The sequence below is a fragment of the Allobosea sp. genome (assembly GCF_030694325.1).
Taxonomy (GTDB): domain Bacteria; phylum Pseudomonadota; class Alphaproteobacteria; order Rhizobiales; family Beijerinckiaceae; genus Allobosea.
On sequence record NZ_JAUXYO010000188.1, the window covers coordinates 1 to 23005 of the forward strand.

Genomic DNA, 23005 nt, shown 5'->3' on the forward strand with positions numbered 1-23005 from the left:
GACGGCGGTGGCGGCGCGGGCCGCCTGCAAGGCGGATGTCGATGCGCGCGGGCTGACCGGCTCGACGCGCACCGCCGCGCTCGTCGCCTGCTTCAACGAGAAGCGCCCGGACCTCGCCCAGCGCGCCGAATGCCGCAAGGACGCGCGCGGCAAGGGGCTCGACGGCGACGAGTTGCGCAAGGCGGTGGATAGCTGCGCCCGCGAGGGTCGCTCCTGAGCCAGCGCTGCAGGGCCGGGCGGCGTCGGTGCCTGTGGATCGCGCGCGCGATCCGGGCTAAAGCGCCGCCATGGACCTCATCCTCTTCGATCTCGACGGCACCCTGATCAACTCCGAGGCGATCCTGCTCGCCGCGCAGCACGAGACCTTCGCGCGGCATGGGCTCGCCCATCCGGGACGCGAGGCGGGGCTCGGCGTGGTCGGGCTGACGCTCGACATCGCATTGATGCGGCTCGCCGGTCTGTCCGCGCCCGATGCGGCGCTGGCGGCGACCTATAGGGAGGTCTTCGGGGCGATGCGGCTGCAGGCGCAAGCCGATGCCGCGCTCGACGAGCCGCTCTTTCCGGGCGTGTCGGAGACGCTGGCCGCGCTGGCGGGGATGCCCGGAGTCCAGCTCGGCATCGCTACCGGGAAATCCCGGCGCGGCGCCGAGTATATCGTCGAGCGGCATGGCTGGCAGGGCTTGTTCGCTACGATCCAGACCGCCGACGACGCGCCTTCCAAGCCTCATCCGGGCATGATCATGCGGGCGATGCAGGAGACGGGCGCGCAGCCTTCGCGGACCGCGATGGTCGGCGACGCCTCCTTCGACATCGAGATGGCGGTGGCCGCCGGCGTCATCCCGGTTGCAGTGTCCTGGGGCTTCCAGCCGGTGGCGACGCTGGTCGCGCTGGGTGCACGGCATGTGCTCGCACGCTCGACCGATCTGCCGGGCGTGCTGGGGCTGCCAGAGGCCGTCACTGCCGACGAGGCGGTGTGACCTGGAGCGTCATGCTCGGGCTTGTCCCGAGTATCTCGGAAACCAGCGCTCTTCCGTGGCGAGATTCTCGGGTCTGCGCTTCGCTCGCCCGAGAATGACGGCTCGACATTGCCGTCAGTGCCGGATGCGCTGCCCCTAGTAACATCCTCGCAACCACATCCACTCAGGCCCGTTTAACCTGAACACGCGTTCAGATTTGCGCGTTAACCACCTGCTGGCGGGTGTCGATCCATGGTGTTCCTACAACAGGAACGGACCGGCAAAAAACAACGCCGGACAGGGGTCGAACAATGATGGGTCATGAGCTTCGCGAATTCGTCGACCAGGTGATGGATCGTCTGACGATCACTGACGAGGATGTCGCTGTTCTTCAGCGTGACATCCTCGCAGACTGTGTCCTGACCCGCGACGTCATCGATGTCCTCGTGGCGCTGGATCGGGCGGTGCCCCAGCGCTCCGAGGCCTTCGGCGATGTTCTGGTTGCCGTCGCCGTCGACTTCGCGGTCTGGCAGAACCGCCCGACCGGCGTGATCGACCGCGACAAGGCGCATTGGCTGGTGACGACGCTTTCGGCCGGCGAGGGGCCGACCGCCACCGCCCGCCGCATCGCCTTCGAGATCGTGCGTGAGGCCGAGCGCTGCGACGAGGCCCTGATCGGCTTTGCCCTCGACAAGGGTCATGCCAAGGCGATGCCGGCCTGGCCCGAGCGCGTCCTGTTGGCGAGCTGATCCCGCCGCTTCACACCCGCCCGACACCGACTTTCGCATCGGTGGACGGCGGGGTCGGTGTCCCCTACATCCGAGACCCGGATCGGCGTGCCGCAAGGCGCTCCGGTCCGGGTTTCGTGCTTCGGGGCTGTGCGAAAAACCGGTAGCCGGTTTCGCCGGACATGCTCTAACTGGGCGCGAGGGCATGCCGCAGGAAACCGGTTCGGAGCATCGGACCCCGGCATGCCCCGGACTCGTCGACGGCCGGGGGAGGCGCCACGCATGTTCTCGAAAATCCTGATCGCGAACCGCGGCGAGATCGCCTGCCGGGTCATCAAGACGGCGCGGCGCATGGGCATCAAGACGGTCGCGGTCTATTCGGATGCGGACCGCGACGCGCTTCATGTCGAGATGGCCGACGAGGCGGTGCATATCGGCGCGGCCCCCGCCGCCGAATCCTACCTGCAGATCGAGAAGATCGTCGCGGCCTGCCGGCAGACCAGGGCGGAAGCCGTGCATCCCGGCTACGGTTTCCTCTCCGAGCGCGAGGCCTTCGCCCAGGCGCTGAAGGACAATGGCATTGTCTTCATCGGCCCCAATCCCGGCGCCATCGCGGCGATGGGCGACAAGATCGAATCCAAGAAGGCGGCGGCGACAGCGAATGTCTCGACCGTGCCGGGCTTCCTCGGCATCATCGAGAGCCCCGAGCATGCGGTCACCATCGCCGACGAGATCGGTTATCCCGTGATGATCAAGGCCTCGGCCGGCGGCGGCGGCAAGGGCATGCGCATCGCCCACTCGGCGGGAGAGGTGGCGGAGGGCTTCGCCCGCGCCAAGTCGGAGGCCGCGTCCTCCTTCGGCGACGACCGCGTCTTCGTCGAGAAATTCATCGTCGATCCCCGCCATATCGAAATCCAGGTGCTGGGCGACAAGCACGGCAACGTCATCTATCTCGGCGAGCGCGAATGCTCGATCCAGCGGCGCAACCAGAAGGTCGTCGAGGAGGCGCCGTCGCCGCTGCTCGACGAGGCGACGCGCCGCAAGATGGGCGAGCAGGCTGTCGCGCTGGCCAAGGCGGTGAACTACGATTCCGCCGGCACGGTCGAGTTCGTCGCCGGCCAGGACAAATCGTTCTACTTCCTCGAGATGAACACCCGCCTCCAGGTCGAGCATCCGGTCACCGAGATGATCACCGGCATCGATCTCGTCGAGGAGATGATCCGCGTCGCCTATGGCGAAAAGCTGCGGCTGACCCAGGCCGAGGTGAAGCTGAACGGCTGGGCGGTGGAGAGCCGCGTCTATGCCGAGGATCCGACGCGCAACTTCCTGCCCTCGACGGGGCGGCTGGTGACCTATCGCCCGCCGGTCGAGGGGCCCGATGGCGACGCGGTCGTGCGCAACGACACTGGCGTCTACGAGGGCGGCGAGATCTCGATCTATTACGACCCGATGATCGCCAAGCTCGTCACCCATGCGCCGACGCGCGAGGCGGCGATCGAGGCGCAGGGGCGCGCGCTCGATGCCTTCGCGATCGACGGCATCCGCCACAACATCCCCTTCGTTTCGGCGCTGATGCATCATCCGCGCTGGATCGCCGGCAATCTCTCGACCGGATTCATCGCCGAGGAGTTTCCCGAGGGCTTTTCCCTGCCGGTGCCCGAGGGCGAGATCGCGCTTCGCCTGGCGGCGATCGCGATCGCCTGCGACCACAAGCTCAACCAGCGCAAGCGCGCGGTCAGCGCGCAGATGGAGGGCTGGCGCCGCGTCGCCTTCGACCGGACGCGCGTGGTGCTGATCGGGGCCGAGCGCTTCGAGGGGCAGGTCGGCGAGCAGGGCGGGGCGGTCATCATCGATTTCGGCGCCCGTCAGGTGACGGTTTCGAGCGAGTGGCGGCCGGGCGAGCCGGTCTGGCAGGGAACGCTCGACGGCGTCGCCATCGCCGCGCAGATCCGGCCGATCCCGAACGGCTTCGCGCTCGGCCATGCCGGCGCCTATGCCGACGCGGTGGTGCGGACGCCGCGCGAGGCGGAACTCGCCGCGCTGATGCCGGAGAAGGTCGCGGCCGACACCGGCAAGGTGCTGCTCTGCCCGATGCCCGGCGTGGTCAAGGCGATCTCGGTTGCCGTCGGCCAGGAGGTCAAGGCCGGCGAGGCTTTGTGCATGGTCGAGGCCATGAAGATGGAAAACGTGCTACGCGCCGAAAAGGACGCCACCATCGCCAAGATCCTGGCAAAGGAGGGCGAGTCGCTGGCGGTCGATGCGGTGATCATGGAATTCGCCTGAGCGGATGCGGGCTAGATCCGAACCTGCGCGGCTTCGTCATGGTAGGGCTTGGCCCGACCATCCACGCCTTCCTCGGTCGAAGGCGATGTTCAAGACGTTGATGCTCGCCACAAGGGCGAGCATGACGCGATGGCGGAGGTTCACATGCTGACGATCTGGGGGCGGATCAGCTCCATCAATGTCCAGAAGGTCGTCTGGGCGGCCGGCGAGGTCGGGCAGAGCTTCGAGCGCATCGATTGCGGCGGGCCGTTCGGCGGGCTGCGCGAGCCGATGTTCCTGGCGAAGAACCCCAATGCCCAGATCCCGGTGCTGGAAGACGGTGATGTCTGCATCTGGGAGTCCAACAGCATCGTGCGCTATCTCGCCGCCCGCTATGGCGCGGGCTGGATCTGGGAGGAGGACCCGGCGCGCCGTGCCGATGCCGATCGCTGGCTCGACTGGATGCAGGCCTCCCTGCAGCCTGCGCTGATGCCGGTGCTGTGGGGGCTGGTGCGCAAGGTGCCCGAATACACCGCTCCCGAAACCGTCGCGGCCGGCGTCGCCAAGGCCGAGGCGCTGATGGCAATCCTCGACCAGCATCTCGCTTACCGCAGCTTCCTCGCTGGCGAGCGCTTCGGCATGGCCGACATCGTCGTCGGCTGCGGGGCGCATCGCTGGCTGAACATGCCGGTGGAGCGCCAGGCGAGGCCGCATGTCGAACGCTGGTATGCGGCGATCGCCGCGCGACCAGCCGCCGGACCGGCTCTGCCGCTGCCGGTCGCATGAAGGTGACCGGCGGCCGGCTTGATCGCGGCGGATTGGCGGGCACAATGGCCGCCATGCGCTCGACCTGTCTCGCCCTCGGCCTCACCCTCTGGGCAGCAGCGCCCGCCGCCGCCCAGACCAGCCCCACGCTGGCGGCGGACCGGGCCCAGCTGGCCTCCTGCCTCCAAACCAGCAGCGGGGCGGCGTCTGCCTGCATCGGCTCGATCGCGGTGGCCTGCGTGGTCGCGGCGGGGGCCAACCGCCAGGCGGCGGAAGCCGGCTGCGCGCGGCGCGAGGAGGCGGTCTGGCGCGAGCGTCTCGTCCAGGCGGTGCAGCAGAGCGGCCGCCCGCTCGATGCCGGCCAGCGCAGCCGCCTCGTCGCGCTGCAGATGTCCTGGGAAGGCTATGTCGCGCAGAAATGCGCCTTCTATGCCGCGGGTCAGCGCGAAGGCCTCCAGCCCGGACGGCAGGCCGGCTGCGAATTGCGCGAGGTCGCGGCGCGGGCGCTGGAGTTGGAGCGTGCCTCCCGCCCGCAGGCGCCGGCGCGCCGCCCCTCCCAGCCGCCGCAGATCATCCGCTGAACCGCGTTAGCGTGCCGTCAGCATTCGCCGGCTAGAAGCGCGTCAACGCCGCAGCCCGAAAGCCGCCCATGTTCTTCGTACTCTCCAAGGTGGTCTGGTTCGTCCTGTCACCGGTGAACCTCGCCATCCTGCTGGCGCTGCTGGCGGCCTTGCTCGCCTTCACGCGCTTCGCCAGGGCGGCGCGCTGGCTCGGCGTGGCCTCGCTGTCGTTTCTGGCGTTGATGGCCTTCAGCCCGCTGCCGCGGCTGGTGATGTGGCCGCTGGAGAACCGCTTCCCGCAGCAGCCCGCCGAGAAGGGCCCCGTCACCGGGATCATCATTTTGGGCGGGGCGATCGGCGTCGCCCGCGGCGACGTGGTGCTGACCAGCGCCGCGGCGCGGATGACCAAGGCGGTCGAACTCGCCCGCCTGCACCCGCAGGCGAAGATCGTCTTCACCGGAGGCGCCGCCAACCTGATCTCGCCGGTGACCAAGACCGAATCGGATGGGGCGAGCGTGCTGTTCGAGGGTCTCGGCCTGCCGCGCGAGCGGATCCTGCTCGAGGACAAGTCCCGCAACACCCGCGAGAACGCGCTCTTCACCAAGCAGATGGTCGATCCCAAGCCCGGCGAGCGCTGGCTGCTGGTGACCTCGGCCTGGCACATGCCGCGTTCGATGGGCGTGTTCCGGAAGGCGGGCTTCGCGGTCGAGGCCTTCCCGGTCGACTACCTGACCGAGGAGAAGGCCTCCGAATTCGTGCGCGTTTCGGGGCGTGCGCCGCGCGGGCTGATGATCGCCGATGACGGTTTCAAGGAGTGGGTCGGGCTCGTCGCCTATCGCCTGGCCGGCTACACCGACGCGCTGTTTCCGGGTCCGTGAGAGGTCACTGGCCCTCCGGCAGCCTCAGCCGGTAGACGCCGCGGAAATCGTCGGGATCGACCGGACGGCCCTTGCGGGTGATGACGATCCTGCCCTCCTTCATCAGCCTGACGGCGACGCGGCGGATCGGCTGCATCAGGGGGCCCCAGCCGTCCGGATGGTCGCCGCCGAGCGCGCGCGCGGCCTCCGAGGGGCAGATCGTGCGGCCCTCGCCGCGCTGAGCGGTCAGCGCCAGGAGCGTGGCTTCCAATTCGCTCTCATCGGGTTTCGTCATGGCTCGGGCTTCGTCATGGTTCGGGCCGCGTCTGCGTCGTGTCGGGATAGCGGAAGACGCGGGCGGCATCGGAGGCGAATTGGCGCCGGTACATCGCGATCAGCACGGCGCCGGTGAAGAGGATGAAGGTGGTGGGACCGAGGAACCAGCCCATATAGGCGAGTGCGAAGAAAAAGGCGCGCTGGCCGCGGTTGAAATGGCGCCCGCCGGCGACATTCATCTCGATCGCCTCATGGACGGCGCGTTCCGCATCCGCCGGATGATGGTTCTTGGCCGGCGGCAGAGAGCCCAGCAGGATGACGCAGTAGTTGAACAGCCGGTAGCTCCAGGCGAATTTGAAGAAGGCGTAGCCGAAGATCAGGGCGAGCCCGATGACCTTGAGCTCCCAGACGGCGCGTGTCGGCACCGTGCCGAAGGGCAGGTCCGAGAACAGCGCGACGACGCGATCGGTCGATTGCAGCAGGGTCAGCGTGCCGCCGATCGCGATCAGCGATGTCGAGGCGAAGAAGGCCGTGCCGTTCTGCAGGCCGTTCATGATCTGCGTATCGACGATGCGGTTGTCGCGCCCCATCGATTCGCGGATCCAGCGGGCGCGGCGCAGGTTCATCCGCATGTTCAGGCTCTTGCCGGCATGCGGGCCCATCTCGACCGCGAAATGGTAGCCGATCCAGGCCGCCGCGAAGAAGGCGGCGCCGATGATGTCGAGGGTTCCGAATCCGATCATTCTTATCTCCGGCGCGCACAGTGCGGCGCAGGCGCGGGCGCGGCAAGGCGCGATTGACGCAGAGCGCGGCAATGGCCACGGTGCCGCCCGTTCGAGAGGGAGGCCGGCCGTGCCGCAGACCATCACCAAAGGCTACAAGGCGCTGCTGGCGGAGGCCGAGGCCGTCATCGAGACGCTGAGCGTCGAGCAGGCGCAGGCGCTGCTGGGGCGCGACGACGTCGTCTTCATCGATCTGCGCGATCCGCGCGAACTTGAGCGGGAAGGGCGGATGCCCGGCGCCTTCCACTGCCCGCGCGGCATGCTCGAATTCTGGATCGATCCCGACAGCCCTTATGCCAAGCCGGTCTTCCAGCAGGACAAGCGCTTCGTCTTCTTCTGCGCCGGCGGCTGGCGCTCGGCCCTGGCGGCGAAGGTCGCGCAGGAGATGGGGCTGAAGCCCGTGGCGCATGTCGCGGGCGGCTTCGGTGCCTGGAAGAAGGCCGGCGCGCCCTTCGATGCCGCCGAGCCCCGCGATCCGGCTGCGAAGGCGACCACGTGAGCCCGGTCAATGTCGTCGTCGTCCTGCTGGTCGTCGCCTTCCTCTTCCGCAAGCCGCTGGGCCGGCTGTTCAATCGCCAGTTTCCCGACCGGGCGAAGCGTCACCGCATCGTCGGAACGATCATTGCCGGCTTCCTGTTGGTGATTGCGGTGCGGCTCGTCGCGCTGTTGTGGAAGTAGGGCGAGGCCCTATTTCGGCGCCAGCGCACGCGGCCTGACACCAGCGACCGGGCCCGGCGGCAGTTCGCTCGCATCTGGAACAAGCGTCTTCACATCCAGAGTCGGCTTGCTCAGTGAGGAGCGAGGCATAGTGTTACCGCACTCGTGTGCGTATGCCATTGAAATCGTTAGCTTCGCATTTATGAGCTCCGGCCCTAAACTTCCGCAGATTGAGGCATAGTGCTTCCGCAAAAAATGCGCTCGAGAGGTGTTTGGACATAGAAAAACCCGGCACACCGCAGTGGCCGGGTTCGAAATGAGGCCGATCTTGTCGGCTATGGTCGGTCGCTGAAACTCGATCTCAGATAATAAGTCGCACCTGCGATTTCTGATGACAGCGCCGGGTTGATGCCGTGCCGCAAGAGGTCTTGCCTCACCAGGTGCATTGGCCTCCCGTGGGCTCTTGAGACGTCATGCAGCGAAATATACTGATCCTTAAACGACCGCAGGGCGCCCATCGGAATGGTCATGCAAGGCTGGGTCCGCCGTGGATTGGCAGCGTGTGTGGCGGGAAGGATTCCATTTCGCGTGAGGGAATGAACCACCCGAGGGCCCGCCCCGAGAGCTTCAACGCATTCCCAGAACGTAAGGTCTCTATCAGCATCAGATCGAACATGCGCCACCACTTCAGTCAGATCAACCACCAGCGAACCAATCCCCAAGTGGTTTGCCTTTCGGCCAACCCAGCGCAACTGGTCATCCAGCACGAGTTTTACAATATCCGATCTGGAGCAATTTGCCTTCATGGCCGCCGCGGCGATCGATAGCTGAATTTCCGTGGTCTCCTTCACAAGGGCCGCCCTGGCCAAAAGTTTTTCGCGCATAGCCTCTATCGTCTTCACGCAATAGCACTCCTCCCGGAGGTCCCACTCCATATGTTGGGGCACTGGGCTAATGATCCCGCTCTCGGCTAGGTGCCGCGCATAAAACCGATCAACGCCGAGAAGCGCGCCTGCATCAGCGCGGTTCACGGTATTCTGCAGCAGATCGATTACCGGTGCGGCTGTTGCAACCGAGAAGGTGACTGCGTTATCGCTAAGGGCATCAGTCTCCGCGCCTATGACGCCCGCGGCGCGTAATACGCGGCGGAGGCGGCAGGGGTGAATGCCGCTGCTCCTGTGGGCTGTGAGGAGGGAGTGGGTTCGGCGCTCTGAAACGTATGGCTTGTCGAAAAGCAGGTCGTCTGGGCCAACCGGAGCTGTTTCAGCCATGAAGTTGAGCAGCGGTTCACGTACTCCGTCGAGGTCCGGGTTATCTCGAAAGGCATAGAGCCACAGATAGAGTGTCCCAAAAGCGGAGTGGGCTTTGTGGTAGCCTCTCTTCGCGGTGGCGGTACCGGTCCAAAGACCGTGCAGAAACTGTTGAACCCCGCGGTGTCCCTCCTTTGCTATCGCAAAGCCAACTGCACCCGCTTCTCGCGAATCTTGATCAGAGTGGCCTCGGAGGCCTGCTCGGCGTCCACGAGTAGCAACCATGCCAATAATCTCACAGGCCTTCCACGCGGCGTAGAACGGAAGAGAATCCAGCCAGGCCGGGCCCCTCTCACCCTCGAGCCGACGATCGAGATAAATCTCGAGTTCGGTTGGTGAGCATGCCTCCACTCGCTGCAGCAGCTCCGGATCGTCAGACATCTCTCGCATGAACCGGCGAGGGAAGTCCTGCTCGGGGATTTTCCCTGGCAGCGATATCTCCATGAGGCGGACGTGGTGGCGCAAGCACACCCGCGTATGGTGAAACAGCCAAGCGTTTCGGCCACTCGCGTGCCAGGGCAATCTGGAGGTGCCCAAATCTTCTTGTAGGCAGCACGGGCAAAACAGCGATCTGCGCCGGCGTAGGGACGACTTTATGAACTTCTCGCCGCGATAGCTGTAGTGGTCTCCCTGCCTAACGATGGCGTTATGGGTGATCTGCGACAAGGGCACCCCTGATAGAGAGGCGAGACAGGAAAGGGCGGTGCTATTCCCGTCGATTATCTGCTGGTAGCGAAAGCCCATATCGAGGCTAAACACGTGAGTGCTTTGCGACCGGTGAAGCAGCGAAAGTCTTGACACGAGGCTTGGCAGAGATTCACCAGCCTGCATCGTGAGGGACGGGTAGAGAGCGCTCATGTGCGCTCTCCCTTGCGGCTCTTACGCCCTCGGCGTTGAAGCGCCACGGGAGCATCGGTATCGAGAGGCGGGTCGTCAGCCAGCACCAGCGTGCAGTCGAGCTCGGCCCAGCCCGGAGACACGAAGGGGTTCATACGGGCACCACACCCGGTTCGGTCCGCGTAGGCCGTCGCGAAATGCTCCGTGGACAGTGGCTTCTCATCCAGCAGCGCCAGTTCGATGGCCTCATGAACGAACTCAATCGCCATTCCGAAACGGTAGAGAGCGCCGTGGATTAGGCGGGGGGCGATGTGGTTAGCCACGCCGGCCTCGACGGTAATACCCGCAACTTCCGCCAAACCGCCGATGATGTCCGATACCATCGAATTGTCATCGGGGAGGGAAAGCAACGGAACGGACACAAACTGCCCGCGCCGGCGAATTTCGTCGATGCGCCTCATCTCAGGAACCAAACTTGGCAGGCCCGAAACAATGAGCCCTACGGGCCAAGGCGACACCATCAGCGTTTTGAAAGTTTTTCTGATGTTGTCCATCTGCGCGATATTCGCGTTATCCGTCAGATTATGCATTTCATCGAAATGGATCACCAGCACCCCTGAGGTCGGCAGTATGTCGAGTATCTGGGCCCAAATTAGGTGGTCGGGCTTTTCACGAGCCAGGGGGAAGCCCAAGCCTTTGAGAACCGCACGCCCCAGTGATTTCAGCGTACAAGGCGCCTGAACGCTCACTCTGAGCAGGGGAGAGCGTTGCTCTCCCCTTGACTGGAAAACAGGGTGAGTATTTAGGAGACGATTGAGGCAGGTTGTCTTGCCGGCGCCCGCCTCGCCAGTCACAAACAAGCAACGAGCTTCATGCCTGGCGTTCGCGAGAGGCTCGCCACAAGACATTTGTCGAGTCAGTGTCGCTCTCATCAGCGTATCGAACTTCCGGCGAAGCTCAGATTCCCACTCTGTTTCAATGTGTTTGTTCCGATACAGCTCCCGCTTGGCGAGGACGGCCCTCTCGCGCTCCGTCAGGGCGTCACGAAATTGGGCGAGGAAATCAGCGTTTGAATGGGTCATGGCAATATCAATCCGTAATCTTGAAAGAACGTGTTTTGGACTTAGGCGCGACGGACGGAAGGTTGGTGGACGCTACTTCGCGAGATCCGGTCGGGACTGAGCCTTCCAGTAAGCTTCCGGAGGAAGAGGTTGCGTCTTTCGTGAGTTGAGCCGGTCGGCCGAAGCCGAAGCCGAGTTCCTTTTCGGCATAATCCAGTTGCTCCTGATTGGGGCGCGTGGAGAAAATGCTGACTCGAGCCCCCGCGGCCTTGCTGAGATCCCAGGCGGCCAGGATGGCCTTCGCGACGATGTTGTCCGCTACCATCGCTTCAGCCTTGAACCGCCGACGCAAATCGGCAGCCGCCGCCTGCCAGATTTCCAGCGGTACGTTGTCGAAGCCAGGCCGCGTGTTAGGAACCGACAGCCAGCCACCATCCGCCCTGCGAACCGAGACGTAGCCAAGGTCCAGATGATGAAGGCGCATCTCAACCATCACGTCACCCAGACGGCGGCGGTATGCCTGTAGGTCCTCGCAGTTGAAGTAGAGACCGAAGGCACGCACGCCCTTTGATGTGAGCCGATGAGTGTGTTTCAGGCCAAAGACAGCACGACGTTTTAGACTGTCCGGGTGAGGGATGACCTGGAACTGCTTGACGAGGCGCTTCCAGCAGTTTGCGGGAGTTTCGCCCTGCAAACCCGAGTGCTGTGAGTGATGGTACCTATCGAGCACCCAGCAGGTTATAACGTCGCACAGTTCCTGTAGCGTCAGGCTCGCCCGAGCCTCTGGTTTATAGTCTCCTTTGTCAGCGGCGGATTCGAACGTTCGGCCGGTAAACGGAGCCAGGGCCTGCATTGACGCGGTTTTGAAGAAGCGCTCAATGCGGCCTCGGAGCGATGGAATCCCTGCGGGTGGAGCATCAGCGTCAGCTCCAAGATCGATGATCGCCCTCCGGAACTTCAGTGATAGGAACGCCGCCCCCTGATCGTGAACAATCCTTTCTGGGCTACCGCAGAACTCGTCTCGGGACCGCGCCCCAGCGGCAATCGCGTACGGCGCCTTTGGCGTCACAATCATTTCCAGCACATCGAGTGCCAGATCCGCCGAGGGGGTCAGCGCAATCTTAAAGCCGACGCAGACACGGGTCGCTGCATCTAATGCTGCACATAGCCAGGGCCGGGCCGTTGCGATCTCGGATTTCAGTTTATCCGAGAGCTTGTCCAGAATGCCCAGGTCAGCGCAAAGCGCTTGCAGGTTGATCCGCCATTCGTCGATCTCGACGCGCTGTAGTGGCCGCTCGACGTCGACGCCATTCTGAACCATGGCAAAGTGTTTTTTCGCCGCGTCCAGGCCGTACCGGCACGCATGGGTATCGAACTCGGGGAACGAGTTGATCTCCGCCGCCAAGCGTTCGTAGGACGGTACCCGCAGGGGCTTTTGGCCCGCTGCCACTCGCTGGGGATTTACCTCCTCGAGGATATGAGCCTTCATCAAACGATGAATGTCTCGCTTGGTCGGCCGGGTTTCTGACATGTACTTGAGCGAGAAGTCATGCAGCATCTGCCGCTCCTCGCGAGCAAGGCGCTGGGTCTCCCGATTTCCGGACCGGTAGTAGCGGTGGCGAAGCGCTATCGCCTGGTCACCTGCCTCGCGAAACCATCTCAGCCACTTTCGAAGCGTGCGTGGTGAGGGTTCTTGGCGTCGCCCAGGGATGTGGTCGCCCGCCTTGGGCTTGATAGCCTCGCCCTCGGCGTTGCGCTTGGCCGAGCGACGCTTTTCGTCCTTGTAGAGTTCGTCAACGATGCCTGGCAGGTTCTGCTTCAAGGAAACATCGGTCAGCGAGAGTGTCCGCGCTGCTTTTCGTTTCATGACCTCGCGGCAAACGTCCGCGCGCCATAGAGCGGTCTCCTGCTGCGCATCGGGAAGCCAACTCAGGAGACCCTCGGTCGAGCTGGCGTCTGCATGCGCCTTGCTTTCAGCAAAAGCGTTGAGGTCGAACCTATAGTCGGGCCCGCGGGAAGCCACATGGAGGTCATAATCGGAGAACGTTTCAACCGTGTCCGGGTCATCAACACGTTCGAGAGCATAGCCGTTCGCCAAGCGCCTTCGGCGCTTGTACGCAATCTTATTGATGACGATGCGATCGTGGTACGAAAGACGGAATTGCGTAAACTCGATTGTCATCACGCGTTCTCCTCATTGACTGAGGAGCGGATCAACTCGACCCTTGCGAGATAGCTGATGCGAGCATTGTTGATGACGCGTACGCTGCCCCGAGCGATCAGGCGGCTGATCGCCTGAAAGGCAAAGCCCTCCAGCCGGCTGATCTCCACGATCTGACCAATCGTCGCGCCTCGGCGTTCACCGACGAGCTTCTTGATAAGCTCGTCGTGGTCGGGGTTGGAGGTTCGCAGTGATTGCTTGAGCAAATCTGCATTATGGACAATATCCAACGGCAGGAATTCCTCGGTGATGAGCTTGATTGCGTCGGCGAAGGAACGCGGCAACTGCGGTGCCATGAGGTCAATTGTCGCTTGAAAATTTAGCCGCTTGACCTCCGACAGCAACTTCACGGGGATCGCGATCCTCACCCCTGAACGCAGTGTCGCGAGGAAGTCGAAGGTATGGCGATGCGCGTTACCTTCTGCGTCAAACCAGGTGACTGCCGGGGGCTGCTCCTGCAGATCTAAAACGTCGGGATCGGTTGCCAGAACAGTTGCTACTTTTCGCTCGAGGCCGGATTCGCACATGACCTCGTAGCCGTTGACGATCACGCTAGGCCGGCAAGCGCCGCGGCTCTTGCCATGAACATTTCTGGAGGAGCGAGACTCCTTAGGAAGATAAATAATGGGGAAGGGGGAATTGGGAAGGTTTTCAATAGTAAGCACTTGGGATTCTCTTCGGTAGGCGCACTACCGCGATCCCAATTTCTCGTGAAATATGCTTGCGTTTTTAAACGCGCGCAGGTATACACGAGAGACTGAGTTCGGCAGTCGCCGGGTTTGGTTTTTGATCCGCTCCGAGGTCCTGAGGCCGTTAGGGGCGGTTGGAATTCAAGGGGACATCCTGATTGCAGTCAGGGTGTCCCTTTTATTTTGGTTCGTCCGGTCAATCGTCGCTACATGGCAGCTCCTCGTTTTGTTTTGGTCGGTCAGTCCGCTCGAGCAGCGGAAAGGCGATCACCTCGGCAGTAAAGACAGGAAAACGAGCCCGCGCTTCGGCCTCAGCTTCTGCCAGCACGATTTGAGCGGCAGCCACCGATGCAGCGTGAATGGCACGCAACACGACTTCCTCGCCAAATTCAGCTTGGATCTGGCTGAATCGGACGACAAGCGAAGCAAGTTTTTCCATTCCGTCCTCCAAACAACATGTGAACATCGGCACCTTGGCAGGGGTTTCTGGATCCTGTTGGAGGGTATCGAATTCTATGCATGAGCTATCCTTTCCCGTTTCATAGGCCGCTCGACGCAGGAATTACTTGCTGCGTAGATCGTCCTGCTAAAGCGGGCCGAGAGTTTGATTTTGGCTGTGAGCACAGGCCCCGACAAAGAACGGGGGCGCAGACCTCCCGCTGTGACGCGGGGAACAGGGGCGCTGAGAAAGGGTAAAGTGCTTCACCTTCTCGAGCCGACGCCTCGGCAGCTCGAGTTGGTTCGTTCTAATCGATCGGTAGGGGGGAATGTAAAGAGAGATTTTTCTTAGGTTCTTGTTAAGCTTAGGGTGGCGGCTGCTCATGAGCCTTGACCGTCGCGTTGCTTTTGATGGGCTCTGAGTATTTCCAATACTCCAGCGGGCGCGGGCGCGTAGGCTTCCCCAATTTAATATTTAGTTTCTGTCTTGTCGCGAATGTATCTCTTTTGGCCCACGTTTTCGCATACCGGGTTTGCGCAAGTGGATGGGTTTCGGGTCTGAGCCGTGGCTGAGACCGTCTGCTCTACCGCGGCTCCTTGCAGCCAGAGCGCTGTTACCGATGCTCTCGCCGGCTCTTTTACGAGAAGGTCGCTGCCAGGCTGTGCATGCGGGAATGACGCCTCGCTACCGGACAAAATCTGTCGGCCAAATTCGGCGGTGCCTGGATGTCACAGAAGGGTTCCGGGCGAGCCTCTCCTTGAGCTCGTTAAAGCTGATTGGCGATTTTCAGCAGGACGGCGGCTTCGCAGCCGAAGTCGTCGAACTGTTCATCGATGAGCATGGAGTCGTTGAGCGAGCGCCTATCCGAGGGAGGATGGTGCCAAAAAACCTGCGTGCTTTCCGGAGTGTTACGCTCCGACCGTTTAGTTCCGATTTGACGTCGAGCAGGCCGAACAACGTGGATCATTCGAGTCCTCGCGGTCTAGGGGCAGCCCTACGATCACCGCAGAGTGGTGTGCGGGCTTTGGTGGTGAGATCGAGGCACGGCGGCGGATCGATAAAATTATACAAAATGTAAAATTAAATGCACCAGTTGTTCGTAAATATGGTTAAGGCTCCCACTCGTCACGCTTGCTGGCTACGCATTCCGCCGGTCGGCCGGGTGTAAACGACTACGCCGACGACGTTATCGCCGGTCACAAAATTTGCTCCTGCGTCCTCCAGAGCCTCTCGAATCCGACTGATAAGAGCTATTTTTGGCTCTATCTCGCCGAGCTCGAAATCAAAAAGAGTCTTGCGAGATACGTCGGCAGCCGATGCGAGAGCGTCTTGCGTTTGGCCCAGCAGCGCCCTTGCTGCCTTGCAGACAAAGCCCCGAATTGGCGTGCCGGCAGGCATGGGAACAAACGCGATTCCCGTTAGGAGGGCGGGTCCACAATCATTTGTATGGAATAATTTTACGGAAGTTGTATAATAACCCGCGTCGCTGAACGGCCTGCGAGGGCTCGGCGCCGACTTCTTCCGAGGTTCTGTCTTCGACGGAGAATTCATCCGTGCGGCGCTCTTCAATTGAATCGGGCAGGATCGCTGGCATCAAGCTTCGCCCCGCTGATCTCAGCGAGCGGCAATGCGAGATAGGGCATCCGTGATGGTGACTTACGTCGTTTGCGCAGCATGCCAAATGCTCCGCCGCCGGTCGAGGCCAGCGGATTGATTTCCCCTGCACAATAGCGGTGGCGCAGCCACGCCTCGTTACGGAGTTCGCCGATAGCGGGCGGCTGCCCAATTCGCCAACCCAGTGTTTCGCTAGTTTGCCTCTCTGCGACCAGGTCATCCAAATTGAGGGTTTCAATGATCGAAGAGCGAAGCTTCGACGAGCGCGCGCGCGTGAGCGCTCCGGTGTTCCGAACGTTCCTGAACATCGCTGACCGCTGGCAATTGCCCGTGAGCGAGCGGCTCGCGCTCCTGCAATGCGATGCGCGACAATTTGAGAATTGGTCGAGCACCGCGCGCTCGAACGGGCCGCTCATGCTCGGAACTGCCGTGCTGATGCGGCTCTCGGCGGTCCTGGGCGTTTTCGCGGAGCTCCGGCAATCTCTTGCATCCGCGGATCGAGAACGAGAATGGCTAACACGCCCCCATAAAGTGGTGCCATTCGCTGGACGGGCGCCGCTCGATCTCCTTCGCGGGACGCTTGAGGAGCAGATCGCCGTCCGCTCCTACGTCTATGGCGTAAGGCTCGGTGTGGCAGCCCCAAACGAAATTGATCGGGATTTCACGCCTTACACGGACGAGGACCTGATCTGGGATAACGCTACCCCGCAGATCCGGGCGGTGTGCTTTGACGGGTTCGGAACGCTCGTGGAGATCGGTGACAAGCGGCGGCCGTTCAAAGCGCTGCTGGGTGATATTCCCTCATCGGCGGCAGTGACCAAGGCACTGACGACTCCAGTCAGCCTGAGAGATCTGGCTCGCCACCTCGCGATCGCCGCTGACGAGACCCGACTGACCCAGCTCAAGGCCGATCTCGACGCGGAATGCGCTTCAACTCGGCTCAGGCCGGGGATTGATGTCCTCTGGGAGAAGCTGTGTGAGCTGGGATTGAGGGTAGGGGTCTGCTCTAACCTTGCTGCGCCGTACGAGGACGCACTGGTCGGCTGCTTGCCGCGCGCACCGGACGCTCTCGTCCTGTCTTTCGAGGTCGGCCTGATGAAGCCGCAGGTCGAGATTTACCGGCTGGTTTGCAGCCAGCTCAATTTGGAGCCGGACCAAGTTCTGTTTGTTGGTGACAGCCTCGAGGCGGACGTGCTCGGCCCGCAGGCTGCGGGCTTGCTCGCGATGCACATCGACCAGTTCGAGGCCGCCCTCGCGCAACGGTCCGCCCCGGCCGCGCCACTTGCCGTTGCCAAGTTCTTTGAGCGCATCGGCGGCTTGGAGCAGCGGGAACGCGCTCAGCTTCCGCAATCCCCGGAGCAAGCGCTTGATGCGGCACTGGCTCAGGTCAACGCCAGCACGGGTCTTGGGTACGAGCGCAAGCAGCTCTTGCATGTCCTACGCGGCACATTCGAGGTCGCGAAAGGCGAGAATTCCGCCCTGAAGCATCTTCTCGGGACATTTTTCGATGAGACGGACGAAGCCTTCCTGATGCGTATCGCGGACGGCGACGAGATCAGCTGGGGCGACCTTGGAAAGGCCGTCCAAACTGGGCTTCAACCCGGCCACCCGAAGCGTTCTTGGATCGTCTCGCGGGCAATCAGGTCCGGCGCACTGCGCCCCTGACATCCATCGCGTCGCTCAACCAACACATTGTTGAAGGAGGAGGGGGCACAATGCGCCTTCTGGTGGTTTCCGACGTGCATCTCGAATTCGGCCCGTTCGTGTTCCCGAAGCCAATGCCGGAATTCGATGTCGCAGTCTTCGCCGGCGATATGCATCGCCCCATCGTTGCCGCGCTCGATTGGATGGCGGATCAGCGTGAGGACGGGCCGCTCCTCGGACGCCAGATCGTCTACGTCGCTGGCAATCACGAGTTTTACAAGAGTGAGATGAAAGGCAATCTCGCCGCTGGGGCAGAGCAGGCCGCAGCAGTCGGTATCCATTTGCTACAGCGCCGCACCGTAATCATCGGAGATGTTCGATTCATCGGATGCACGCTTTGGACGGACTATCGCCTGCTCGGGACGCCCAAGCCGTCGATGGTCTTTGCCGGGCAGGAGCTGAACGACCACCGCCTCATTCGCTATCGGGAGGAGGGCGGTCACTATAGCCGGTTCATGCCTTGGCATGCCGCAGCCGAGCACCGGCTGGACCTTGCATTCATTCGCAGCGAGCTCGGGAAGCTGCATGATGGGCCGACCATTGTGGTCACGCACCATGCGCCGCATCCGAGATCGGTTCAGCCGAGGCACCAAGGGAGCGCATTGTCGCCAGCCTTTGTTTCGGACCTCAGCGCCCTGATCGAAGATTTCCAACCGGAGCTTTGGATTCACGGTCACGACCACGGGTCACATGACTATCGCGTCGGTCGCACGCGGGTTCTCGCCAATCAGGCCGGCTACCCGAATGTGCATGGCTATCGGGAAAATCCATGGTTCCATCCCAGCTTGGTTGTCGAGGTTTGATCAACTGATGAGTGGATACGACCTGCTCTTTTGTGACATGCCTTTGCCGGACACCGAGCTCGGTCCGGAAAGCCTGTTTTGCACTCGCGCCTTCGACGCCGCTGCCAGATATCCAGCGGAAGGCCACCCTCTGGCCTGGAGAGGACTCGAACCTGCCGGTCAATCCTCAATTCCTTGAAAAACAAGGGAAATTCCGCTTCGATTACACTCGTTGAGTGAAGCCAATGAGTGAGACCGAATAAAGCCAGTCTACGCTGTTCTCTGCCCCGAGCAAGTCAGCCGGCCGCGCGCAGGTGCCGGAGGCGATCGCATGGGAACCTCAACGCGTCAGTCCTTTTCACCTCGTCTTCAATCCCACATTTTCCGAAGGGGCCGCGATGGCGCGTTCCGAGCTGTGGTTTCGTGAGGTGAGCAGGCTGCCGGCGTGGGCATCTCGCCGGCCCTGGACCTTGCCGCCTAGCGCGACAGTGCCGTCGACCTGTCCCGGCGCTACCGTAGGTCTGCTATTAATTCCAGCGTCTTTGCACGGACGGCCTTCCTATCGGCGTCGGCCTGCACGCGCGCCCATGTGATCGTCCCTAGGGCATGGTTGAGTTGGCTCGCGACCACCTCCGGCGTCGCATCGGAGACATCGCCCGTCCGTGACCGCACGCGCGCGATCAGCCTTTCGGGATCGGCGTCGAGCCAGAGGCCCTGGAACGGCGCGTCTGCCGAGATTGCGGCGTTCTCGATGCGCACCCGCTCCTCGGGCCTGTCGAAGACAGCGTCGGCGACGACGGCGTGGCCGCGTCCGGCGATGCGCGCGGCCCGGTCGGCCAGTTCGACATAGACTGTCTCCGATATGTCGGGTCGGTAGGCATCGGTGGGGAGCCGAGTCTCGGCCGCCACCCCGAACAGATGCTTGCGAATGCGGTCGCTGGCGAGGATGCGGGCGCCCGGCGCCGGGTTGATCTCCGGCGCCAGCGCTGCGGCTACGGTCGATTTGCCGGAGCCCGACAGGCCGCCAACGGCGATCAGCTTCGCGGGATGCGACCGCAGCAAGTCTTGCGCGAGCTGAAAATATGCGTTCGCTTCCTCCCGCCTGGCCACCGCCGTAGCGCCAGCCTGTGCCTGCGTGGCCGAGACATGGGCGCGCACAGCGGCGCGCACCGCCATCAGGAAGGAGATCAGCGGCAGACCGTCCTCCTCGTCGCAGGCGTCGAGATAACGGTTGAAGACCAGATTGGCCTCGGCGCGAAGGTCGCGATGCCAGAGGTCCATGAGCAGGAAGGCGACATCGTAGAGGATGTCGGTCGTCGCCATGCCTTCGTCGAATTCGAGACAGTCGAACAAGGTTGGCTCGCCGTCGATCAGGCAGATGTTGCGTAGATGCAGGTCGCCATGGCAGCGGCGCACCTTGCCGGCGCGGGCCCGCGCGTCGAGCAGATCCGACAAGGCTGCGAGGCGGGTGCGGAAAGTGCTCCTGAGCGCTTCCAGCTTCTCGGGCGGGAAGACATCCGTCGTCGCAAAAGCGCGCTCGTTGATGTCGAGCACGGCGGCGATGCGGCTGCTGCCGTTCGAGGAAAGGTCGATCTCGGCGCCGGCATGGAACGCCGCGATCCGGCCTGCAAGCCGTGTCAGCACCGGCTTGCTGATCGCGTCCTGAACGGCGAGGTTCTCGAAGAGCCCGGCCTCGTCGAAGCGGGCCATCTCCACGACCGCATCGACCAGCGCTCCGTCGCCGTTCAGGGCAAGGCCGCCGTTAGTTTCGCGTGTGATCCGGTGGACGGCCTTGTACAATGCCGGCGCGGTGCGGCGATTGAGCTCCAGCTCCCGTTCGCAGGCGGCAAGGCGCCGCTCCGGCGTCGAGAAATCGACATAGCCGAGGCGGACGGCGCGCTTCAGCTTGATCGCATGCGGTCCCGACAGGATCACAAGCGAGATATGCGTCTCGACGAGCTGCGGAGCCGCTGCCCGGTAGCCGAAGCCGGCATCCGACGTCAGGAAGGCGACCACCTCGTCCTGGGTTGCGGTCGGCATGGATTCTCCTGCCTCACGCGCTTCCGGGCCAGCGCCAGTCGCGGACTTCAGGCATGTCAACGCCGTGCTCCCGGATGTAGCGGTGATGCTCGACCAGCTTGTCACGGATCGCCTGCTTGGCGTAGACGGCGGCAGCACCCAGCGTCGGCACCCGGTCTATGACGTCGGCGACGAGGTGGAAGCGGTCGAGCCGGTTGCGCACGACCATGTCGAAGGTCGTCGTCGTCGAGCCCTCCTCCTCGTAGCCGCGCACATGCATGTTGGCATGGTTGGTCCGCTTGTAGGCGAGGCGGTGGATCAGCCAGGGATAGCCGTGATAGGCGAAGATCACCGGCTTGTCGGTGGTGAACAGCGCATCGAAATCGGCATCCGTCAGGCCGTGCGGGTGCTGCGTTCGCGGCTGTAGCGTCATCAGGTCGACGACATTGACGACCCGCACTTTCAGCTCGGGAAGATGCTCGCGCAGCAGGGTGACGGCGGCAAGGGTTTCCAAGGTGGGGACGTCGCCGGCGCAGGCCATGATCACGTCCGGCTCGGCCCCGCGATCGCTGCTCGCCCATTCCCAGATGCCGATGCCCTGGGTGCAGTGCTTGATCGCCGCATCCATGTCGAGCCATTGCGGGGCCGGCGCCTTGCCGGCGACGATGACATTGATCCGGTCCCAACTTCTCAGGCAGTGGTCGGTGACATGGAGCAGCGTGTTGGCGTCGGGAGGCAGGTAGACCCGCACGATATCCGCCTTCTTGTTGACGACATGGTCGATGAAGCCGGGGTCCTGATGGCTGAAGCCGTTATGATCCTGCTGCCAGACATGGGAGGTCAAAAGGTAGTTCAGCGAGGCGATGGGCCGGCGCCACGGCACCTCCTTGGCCGTCTTCAGCCATTTCGCATGCTGGTTGAACATGGAATCGACGATGTGGATGAAAGCCTCGTAGCAGGAGAACAGGCCGTGCCGCCCGGTCAGGAGATAGCCTTCGAGCCAACCCTGGCAGAGATGCTCGCTCAGGATTTCCATGACGCGGCCGTCAAGCGCCAGATCGGTGTCTTCGGGAATCGTCTCGGCGTTCCAGGCCCTGCCCGTGACCTCGAAAAGCGCCTGCAGGCGGTTCGAGGCCGTCTCGTCGGGGCCGAAGACGCGGAAGTTCCGGCTGGCCTCGTTGGCTTTCATCACGTCGCGCAGGAACGCGCCCATCACCCGGGTCGCCGCGGCCGTGCTCTCGCCCGGGCATTCGACGGGCACGGCATGGGCCGTGAAGTCCGGGATCCGCAGCGGCCTGCGTAGCGCCCCGCCATTGGCATGCGGGTTGGCGCTCATGCGCTTGTCGCCGGAGGGAGCCAGCGCCGCGATCCCGGCCTGCAGGCGCCCGGTATCGTCGAAAAGCTCTTCGGGACGATAGCTGCGCAGCCAGTCTTCGAGCAACTGAAGGTGTTCCGGCTTGGACATGTCGCTGAACGGCACCTGATGCGAGCGCCAGAAGCCCTCGCTCTTCAGGCCGTCGACGGTCTTGGGTCCGGTCCAGCCCTTCGGGCTACGCAGCACGATCATCGGCCAGCGCGGCCGTAAGGTCGCGCCGTCCTCGCGCGCCGCCTTCTGGATCGCCGCGATCCCGGCAAAGGCCTCGTCGAGGGCGGCCGCCATCGCCTGATGCATCGCCTCGGGCTCGTCGCCCTCCACGAAAAGCGGGGCGTAGCCATAGCCGCGCAGCAGCGCCGCGAGTTCGTCGGCGGGAATGCGCGACAGCACGGTCGGATTGGCGATCTTGTAGCCGTTGAGGTGGAGGATCGGCAGGACGGCGCCGTCGGCGGCCGGGTTGAGGAATTTGTTGGAATGCCAGGACGCCGCGAGCGGCCCGGTTTCGGCCTCGCCGTCGCCGATGACGCAGGCCGCGATCAGATCGGGATTGTCGAGGACCGCGCCGAAGGCGTGCACCAGCGAGTAGCCGAGCTCGCCGCCTTCATGGATCGAGCCGGGGGTCTCGGGCGCGGCATGGCTGGGGATGCCGCCGGGAAACGAGAACTGCCGCACGAAGCGTCGTATTCCCTCATTGTCCTGCGAGATGTCGGGGTAGACCTCGGTATAGGTGCCTTCCAGATAGGTGCTCGCAACCACGCCCGGCGCGCCATGGCCGGGGCCGGCGATGTAGAGGACGTCGAGATCCCTCGCCTTGATGACGCGGTTGAGGTGGAGATAGATGAAGTTCAGCCCCGGCGTCGTGCCCCAATGGCCGAGCAGGCGCGGCTTGACGTGTTCGATCTTGAGCGGTTCGCGCAGCAGCGGGTTGTCGAGCAGATAGATCTGCGCGACGGAGAGGTAGTTGGCGGCGCGCCACCACCCATCCATCAGGCCAAGCGCGGCCGGTGTCAGAGCCGGCGATCGTGTCGCCAGGGCTTCGGCATGATCTCCGGACATCAGGCTGCTCCGCGTGGTGGTCGGTCAAAGGAACCGCGCTCGCTCAAGGCGGAAG

At 63.3% G+C, this 23005-nt stretch carries 22 protein-coding genes; 11 read left to right on the forward strand and 11 right to left on the reverse strand.

Features of this window, described 5'->3' with window-relative positions; translation table 11 throughout:
- From Q8M82_RS11945 to Q8M82_RS11975, 7 genes are all read left to right on the forward strand, one after another.
- Window positions 1-217 (forward strand): hypothetical protein (locus Q8M82_RS11945; RefSeq protein ID WP_305691573.1); only part of this gene is annotated, 217 nt, incomplete at its 5' end.
- A 70-nt stretch (window positions 218-287) separates the two neighbouring features.
- Window positions 288-977: an HAD-IA family hydrolase gene (locus Q8M82_RS11950; protein WP_305691574.1), complete on the forward strand. Its 690-nt coding sequence runs from the start codon at window positions 288-290 to the stop codon at window positions 975-977.
- 293 nt (window positions 978-1270) lie between these two features.
- Window positions 1271-1705: a hypothetical protein gene (locus tag Q8M82_RS11955; RefSeq protein ID WP_305691575.1), complete on the forward strand. Its 435-nt coding sequence runs from the start codon at window positions 1271-1273 to the stop codon at window positions 1703-1705.
- Window positions 1706-1966: 261 nt separating this feature from the next.
- Window positions 1967-3967, forward strand: coding sequence for an acetyl-CoA carboxylase biotin carboxylase subunit (locus Q8M82_RS11960; RefSeq protein ID WP_305691576.1), 2001 nt, complete (start codon window positions 1967-1969; stop codon window positions 3965-3967).
- Between the two features lie 144 nt (window positions 3968-4111).
- Complete coding sequence (locus tag Q8M82_RS11965) at window positions 4112-4732, forward strand: glutathione S-transferase family protein (protein ID WP_305691577.1); 621 nt, start codon at window positions 4112-4114, stop codon at window positions 4730-4732.
- Between the two features lie 44 nt (window positions 4733-4776).
- The gene (locus Q8M82_RS11970; RefSeq protein ID WP_305691578.1) at window positions 4777-5292 is read left to right on the forward strand and encodes a lysozyme inhibitor LprI family protein; all 516 of its coding nucleotides are present in this window, start codon (window positions 4777-4779) and stop codon (window positions 5290-5292) included.
- A gap of 68 nt (window positions 5293-5360) precedes the next feature.
- Window positions 5361-6149, forward strand: coding sequence for a YdcF family protein (locus Q8M82_RS11975; protein WP_305691579.1), 789 nt, complete (start codon window positions 5361-5363; stop codon window positions 6147-6149).
- Between the two features lie 4 nt (window positions 6150-6153).
- Here Q8M82_RS11975 and Q8M82_RS11980 read toward each other — a convergent pair whose 3' ends face one another.
- On the reverse strand, window positions 6154-6423 hold the full coding sequence (locus tag Q8M82_RS11980) for a DUF3253 domain-containing protein (protein WP_305691580.1): 270 nt from the start codon (window positions 6421-6423) through the stop codon (window positions 6154-6156).
- A 13-nt stretch (window positions 6424-6436) separates the two neighbouring features.
- Window positions 6437-7147 (reverse strand): DUF599 domain-containing protein, encoded by a 711-nt coding sequence (locus tag Q8M82_RS11985; protein WP_305691581.1) that lies wholly within the window; start codon window positions 7145-7147, stop codon window positions 6437-6439.
- A gap of 109 nt (window positions 7148-7256) precedes the next feature.
- On the opposite strand from Q8M82_RS11985, the gene Q8M82_RS11990 reads away from it, so the two are divergent.
- Window positions 7257-7685, forward strand: a complete 429-nt coding sequence (locus Q8M82_RS11990) for a rhodanese-like domain-containing protein (RefSeq protein WP_305691582.1) — start codon at window positions 7257-7259, stop codon at window positions 7683-7685.
- Window positions 7682-7864 carry a hypothetical protein gene (locus Q8M82_RS11995; protein ID WP_305691583.1) on the forward strand — a complete coding sequence of 61 codons (183 nt, stop codon included), beginning with the start codon at window positions 7682-7684 and terminating at the stop codon, window positions 7862-7864. The genes Q8M82_RS11990 and Q8M82_RS11995 overlap by 4 nt, the downstream gene beginning before the upstream one ends.
- 314 nt (window positions 7865-8178) lie before the next feature.
- On the opposite strand, the gene Q8M82_RS12000 is transcribed toward Q8M82_RS11995, so the two are convergent.
- The 7 genes from Q8M82_RS12000 to Q8M82_RS12030 form a co-directional block, all read right to left on the reverse strand.
- Window positions 8179-10011, reverse strand: a complete 1833-nt coding sequence (locus Q8M82_RS12000) for a TniQ family protein (RefSeq protein ID WP_305691584.1) — start codon at window positions 10009-10011, stop codon at window positions 8179-8181.
- Window positions 10008-11072 (reverse strand): ATP-binding protein, encoded by a 1065-nt coding sequence (locus tag Q8M82_RS12005; RefSeq protein ID WP_305691585.1) that lies wholly within the window; start codon window positions 11070-11072, stop codon window positions 10008-10010. The genes Q8M82_RS12000 and Q8M82_RS12005 overlap by 4 nt, the downstream gene beginning before the upstream one ends.
- A gap of 7 nt (window positions 11073-11079) precedes the next feature.
- Window positions 11080-13233, reverse strand: coding sequence for a hypothetical protein (locus tag Q8M82_RS12010; RefSeq protein WP_305691586.1), 2154 nt, complete (start codon window positions 13231-13233; stop codon window positions 11080-11082).
- Window positions 13233-13937, reverse strand: a complete 705-nt coding sequence (locus Q8M82_RS12015; RefSeq protein ID WP_305691587.1) for a PDDEXK family nuclease — start codon at window positions 13935-13937, stop codon at window positions 13233-13235. Before Q8M82_RS12015 ends, Q8M82_RS12010 begins: the two co-directional genes overlap by 1 nt.
- Window positions 13938-14157: 220 nt before the next feature.
- Window positions 14158-14400, reverse strand: coding sequence for a hypothetical protein (locus Q8M82_RS12020; RefSeq protein WP_305691588.1), 243 nt, complete (start codon window positions 14398-14400; stop codon window positions 14158-14160).
- Between the two features lie 1125 nt (window positions 14401-15525).
- Window positions 15526-15951 carry a helix-turn-helix transcriptional regulator gene (locus tag Q8M82_RS23440; RefSeq protein ID WP_371126327.1) on the reverse strand — a complete coding sequence of 142 codons (426 nt, stop codon included), beginning with the start codon at window positions 15949-15951 and terminating at the stop codon, window positions 15526-15528.
- A gap of 14 nt (window positions 15952-15965) precedes the next feature.
- Entirely contained in the window at window positions 15966-16238 is a 273-nt protein-coding gene (locus Q8M82_RS12030; protein WP_305691590.1) for a hypothetical protein, read from the reverse strand.
- A 13-nt stretch (window positions 16239-16251) separates the two neighbouring features.
- Here Q8M82_RS12030 and Q8M82_RS12035 point away from each other — a divergent pair, with 13 nt between their 5' ends.
- Window positions 16252-17679 carry an HAD family hydrolase gene (locus Q8M82_RS12035; protein ID WP_305691591.1) on the forward strand — a complete coding sequence of 476 codons (1428 nt, stop codon included), beginning with the start codon at window positions 16252-16254 and terminating at the stop codon, window positions 17677-17679.
- Between the two features lie 50 nt (window positions 17680-17729).
- A complete protein-coding gene (locus Q8M82_RS12040) occupies window positions 17730-18521 on the forward strand; it encodes a metallophosphoesterase (protein ID WP_305691592.1) in 792 nt (263 codons plus the stop codon).
- Between the two features lie 489 nt (window positions 18522-19010).
- Here Q8M82_RS12040 and Q8M82_RS12045 read toward each other — a convergent pair whose 3' ends face one another.
- Together Q8M82_RS12045 and Q8M82_RS12050 are read right to left on the reverse strand one after the other, a co-directional pair.
- Entirely contained in the window at window positions 19011-20540 is a 1530-nt protein-coding gene (locus Q8M82_RS12045) for a bifunctional aminoglycoside phosphotransferase/ATP-binding protein (RefSeq protein ID WP_305691593.1), read from the reverse strand.
- Between the two features lie 13 nt (window positions 20541-20553).
- Window positions 20554-22950, reverse strand: coding sequence for a phosphoketolase family protein (locus Q8M82_RS12050; RefSeq protein WP_465248079.1), 2397 nt, complete (start codon window positions 22948-22950; stop codon window positions 20554-20556).
- Window positions 22951-23005: the final 55 nt, after the last annotated feature.

What these genes read in the sequence shown, in the direction of transcription:
- Q8M82_RS12010 (WP_305691586.1), bottom strand. Translation starts at nt 13,233, where the DNA reads ATGACAATCGAGTTTACGCAATTCCGTCTTTCGTACCACGATCGCATC.
- Q8M82_RS11955 (WP_305691575.1), top strand. Translation starts at nt 1,271, where the DNA reads ATGGGTCATGAGCTTCGCGAATTCGTCGACCAGGTGATGGATCGTCTG.
- Q8M82_RS12000 (WP_305691584.1), bottom strand. Translation starts at nt 10,011, where the DNA reads ATGAGCGCTCTCTACCCGTCCCTCACGATGCAGGCTGGTGAATCTCTG.
- Q8M82_RS11970 (WP_305691578.1), top strand. Translation starts at nt 4,777, where the DNA reads ATGGCCGCCATGCGCTCGACCTGTCTCGCCCTCGGCCTCACCCTCTGG.
- Q8M82_RS12045 (WP_305691593.1), bottom strand. Translation starts at nt 20,540, where the DNA reads ATGCCGACCGCAACCCAGGACGAGGTGGTCGCCTTCCTGACGTCGGAT.
- Q8M82_RS11980 (WP_305691580.1), bottom strand. Translation starts at nt 6,423, where the DNA reads ATGACGAAACCCGATGAGAGCGAATTGGAAGCCACGCTCCTGGCGCTG.
- Q8M82_RS11975 (WP_305691579.1), top strand. Translation starts at nt 5,361, where the DNA reads ATGTTCTTCGTACTCTCCAAGGTGGTCTGGTTCGTCCTGTCACCGGTG.
- Q8M82_RS12020 (WP_305691588.1), bottom strand. Translation starts at nt 14,400, where the DNA reads ATGGAAAAACTTGCTTCGCTTGTCGTCCGATTCAGCCAGATCCAAGCT.
- Q8M82_RS12050 (WP_465248079.1), bottom strand. Translation starts at nt 22,950, where the DNA reads ATGTCCGGAGATCATGCCGAAGCCCTGGCGACACGATCGCCGGCTCTG.
- Q8M82_RS11985 (WP_305691581.1), bottom strand. Translation starts at nt 7,147, where the DNA reads ATGATCGGATTCGGAACCCTCGACATCATCGGCGCCGCCTTCTTCGCG.
- Q8M82_RS23440 (WP_371126327.1), bottom strand. Translation starts at nt 15,951, where the DNA reads ATGAATTCTCCGTCGAAGACAGAACCTCGGAAGAAGTCGGCGCCGAGC.
- Q8M82_RS12035 (WP_305691591.1), top strand. Translation starts at nt 16,252, where the DNA reads ATGATCGAAGAGCGAAGCTTCGACGAGCGCGCGCGCGTGAGCGCTCCG.
- Q8M82_RS12040 (WP_305691592.1), top strand. Translation starts at nt 17,730, where the DNA reads ATGCGCCTTCTGGTGGTTTCCGACGTGCATCTCGAATTCGGCCCGTTC.
- Q8M82_RS11960 (WP_305691576.1), top strand. Translation starts at nt 1,967, where the DNA reads ATGTTCTCGAAAATCCTGATCGCGAACCGCGGCGAGATCGCCTGCCGG.
- Q8M82_RS11950 (WP_305691574.1), top strand. Translation starts at nt 288, where the DNA reads ATGGACCTCATCCTCTTCGATCTCGACGGCACCCTGATCAACTCCGAG.
- Q8M82_RS11965 (WP_305691577.1), top strand. Translation starts at nt 4,112, where the DNA reads ATGCTGACGATCTGGGGGCGGATCAGCTCCATCAATGTCCAGAAGGTC.
- Q8M82_RS12005 (WP_305691585.1), bottom strand. Translation starts at nt 11,072, where the DNA reads ATGACCCATTCAAACGCTGATTTCCTCGCCCAATTTCGTGACGCCCTG.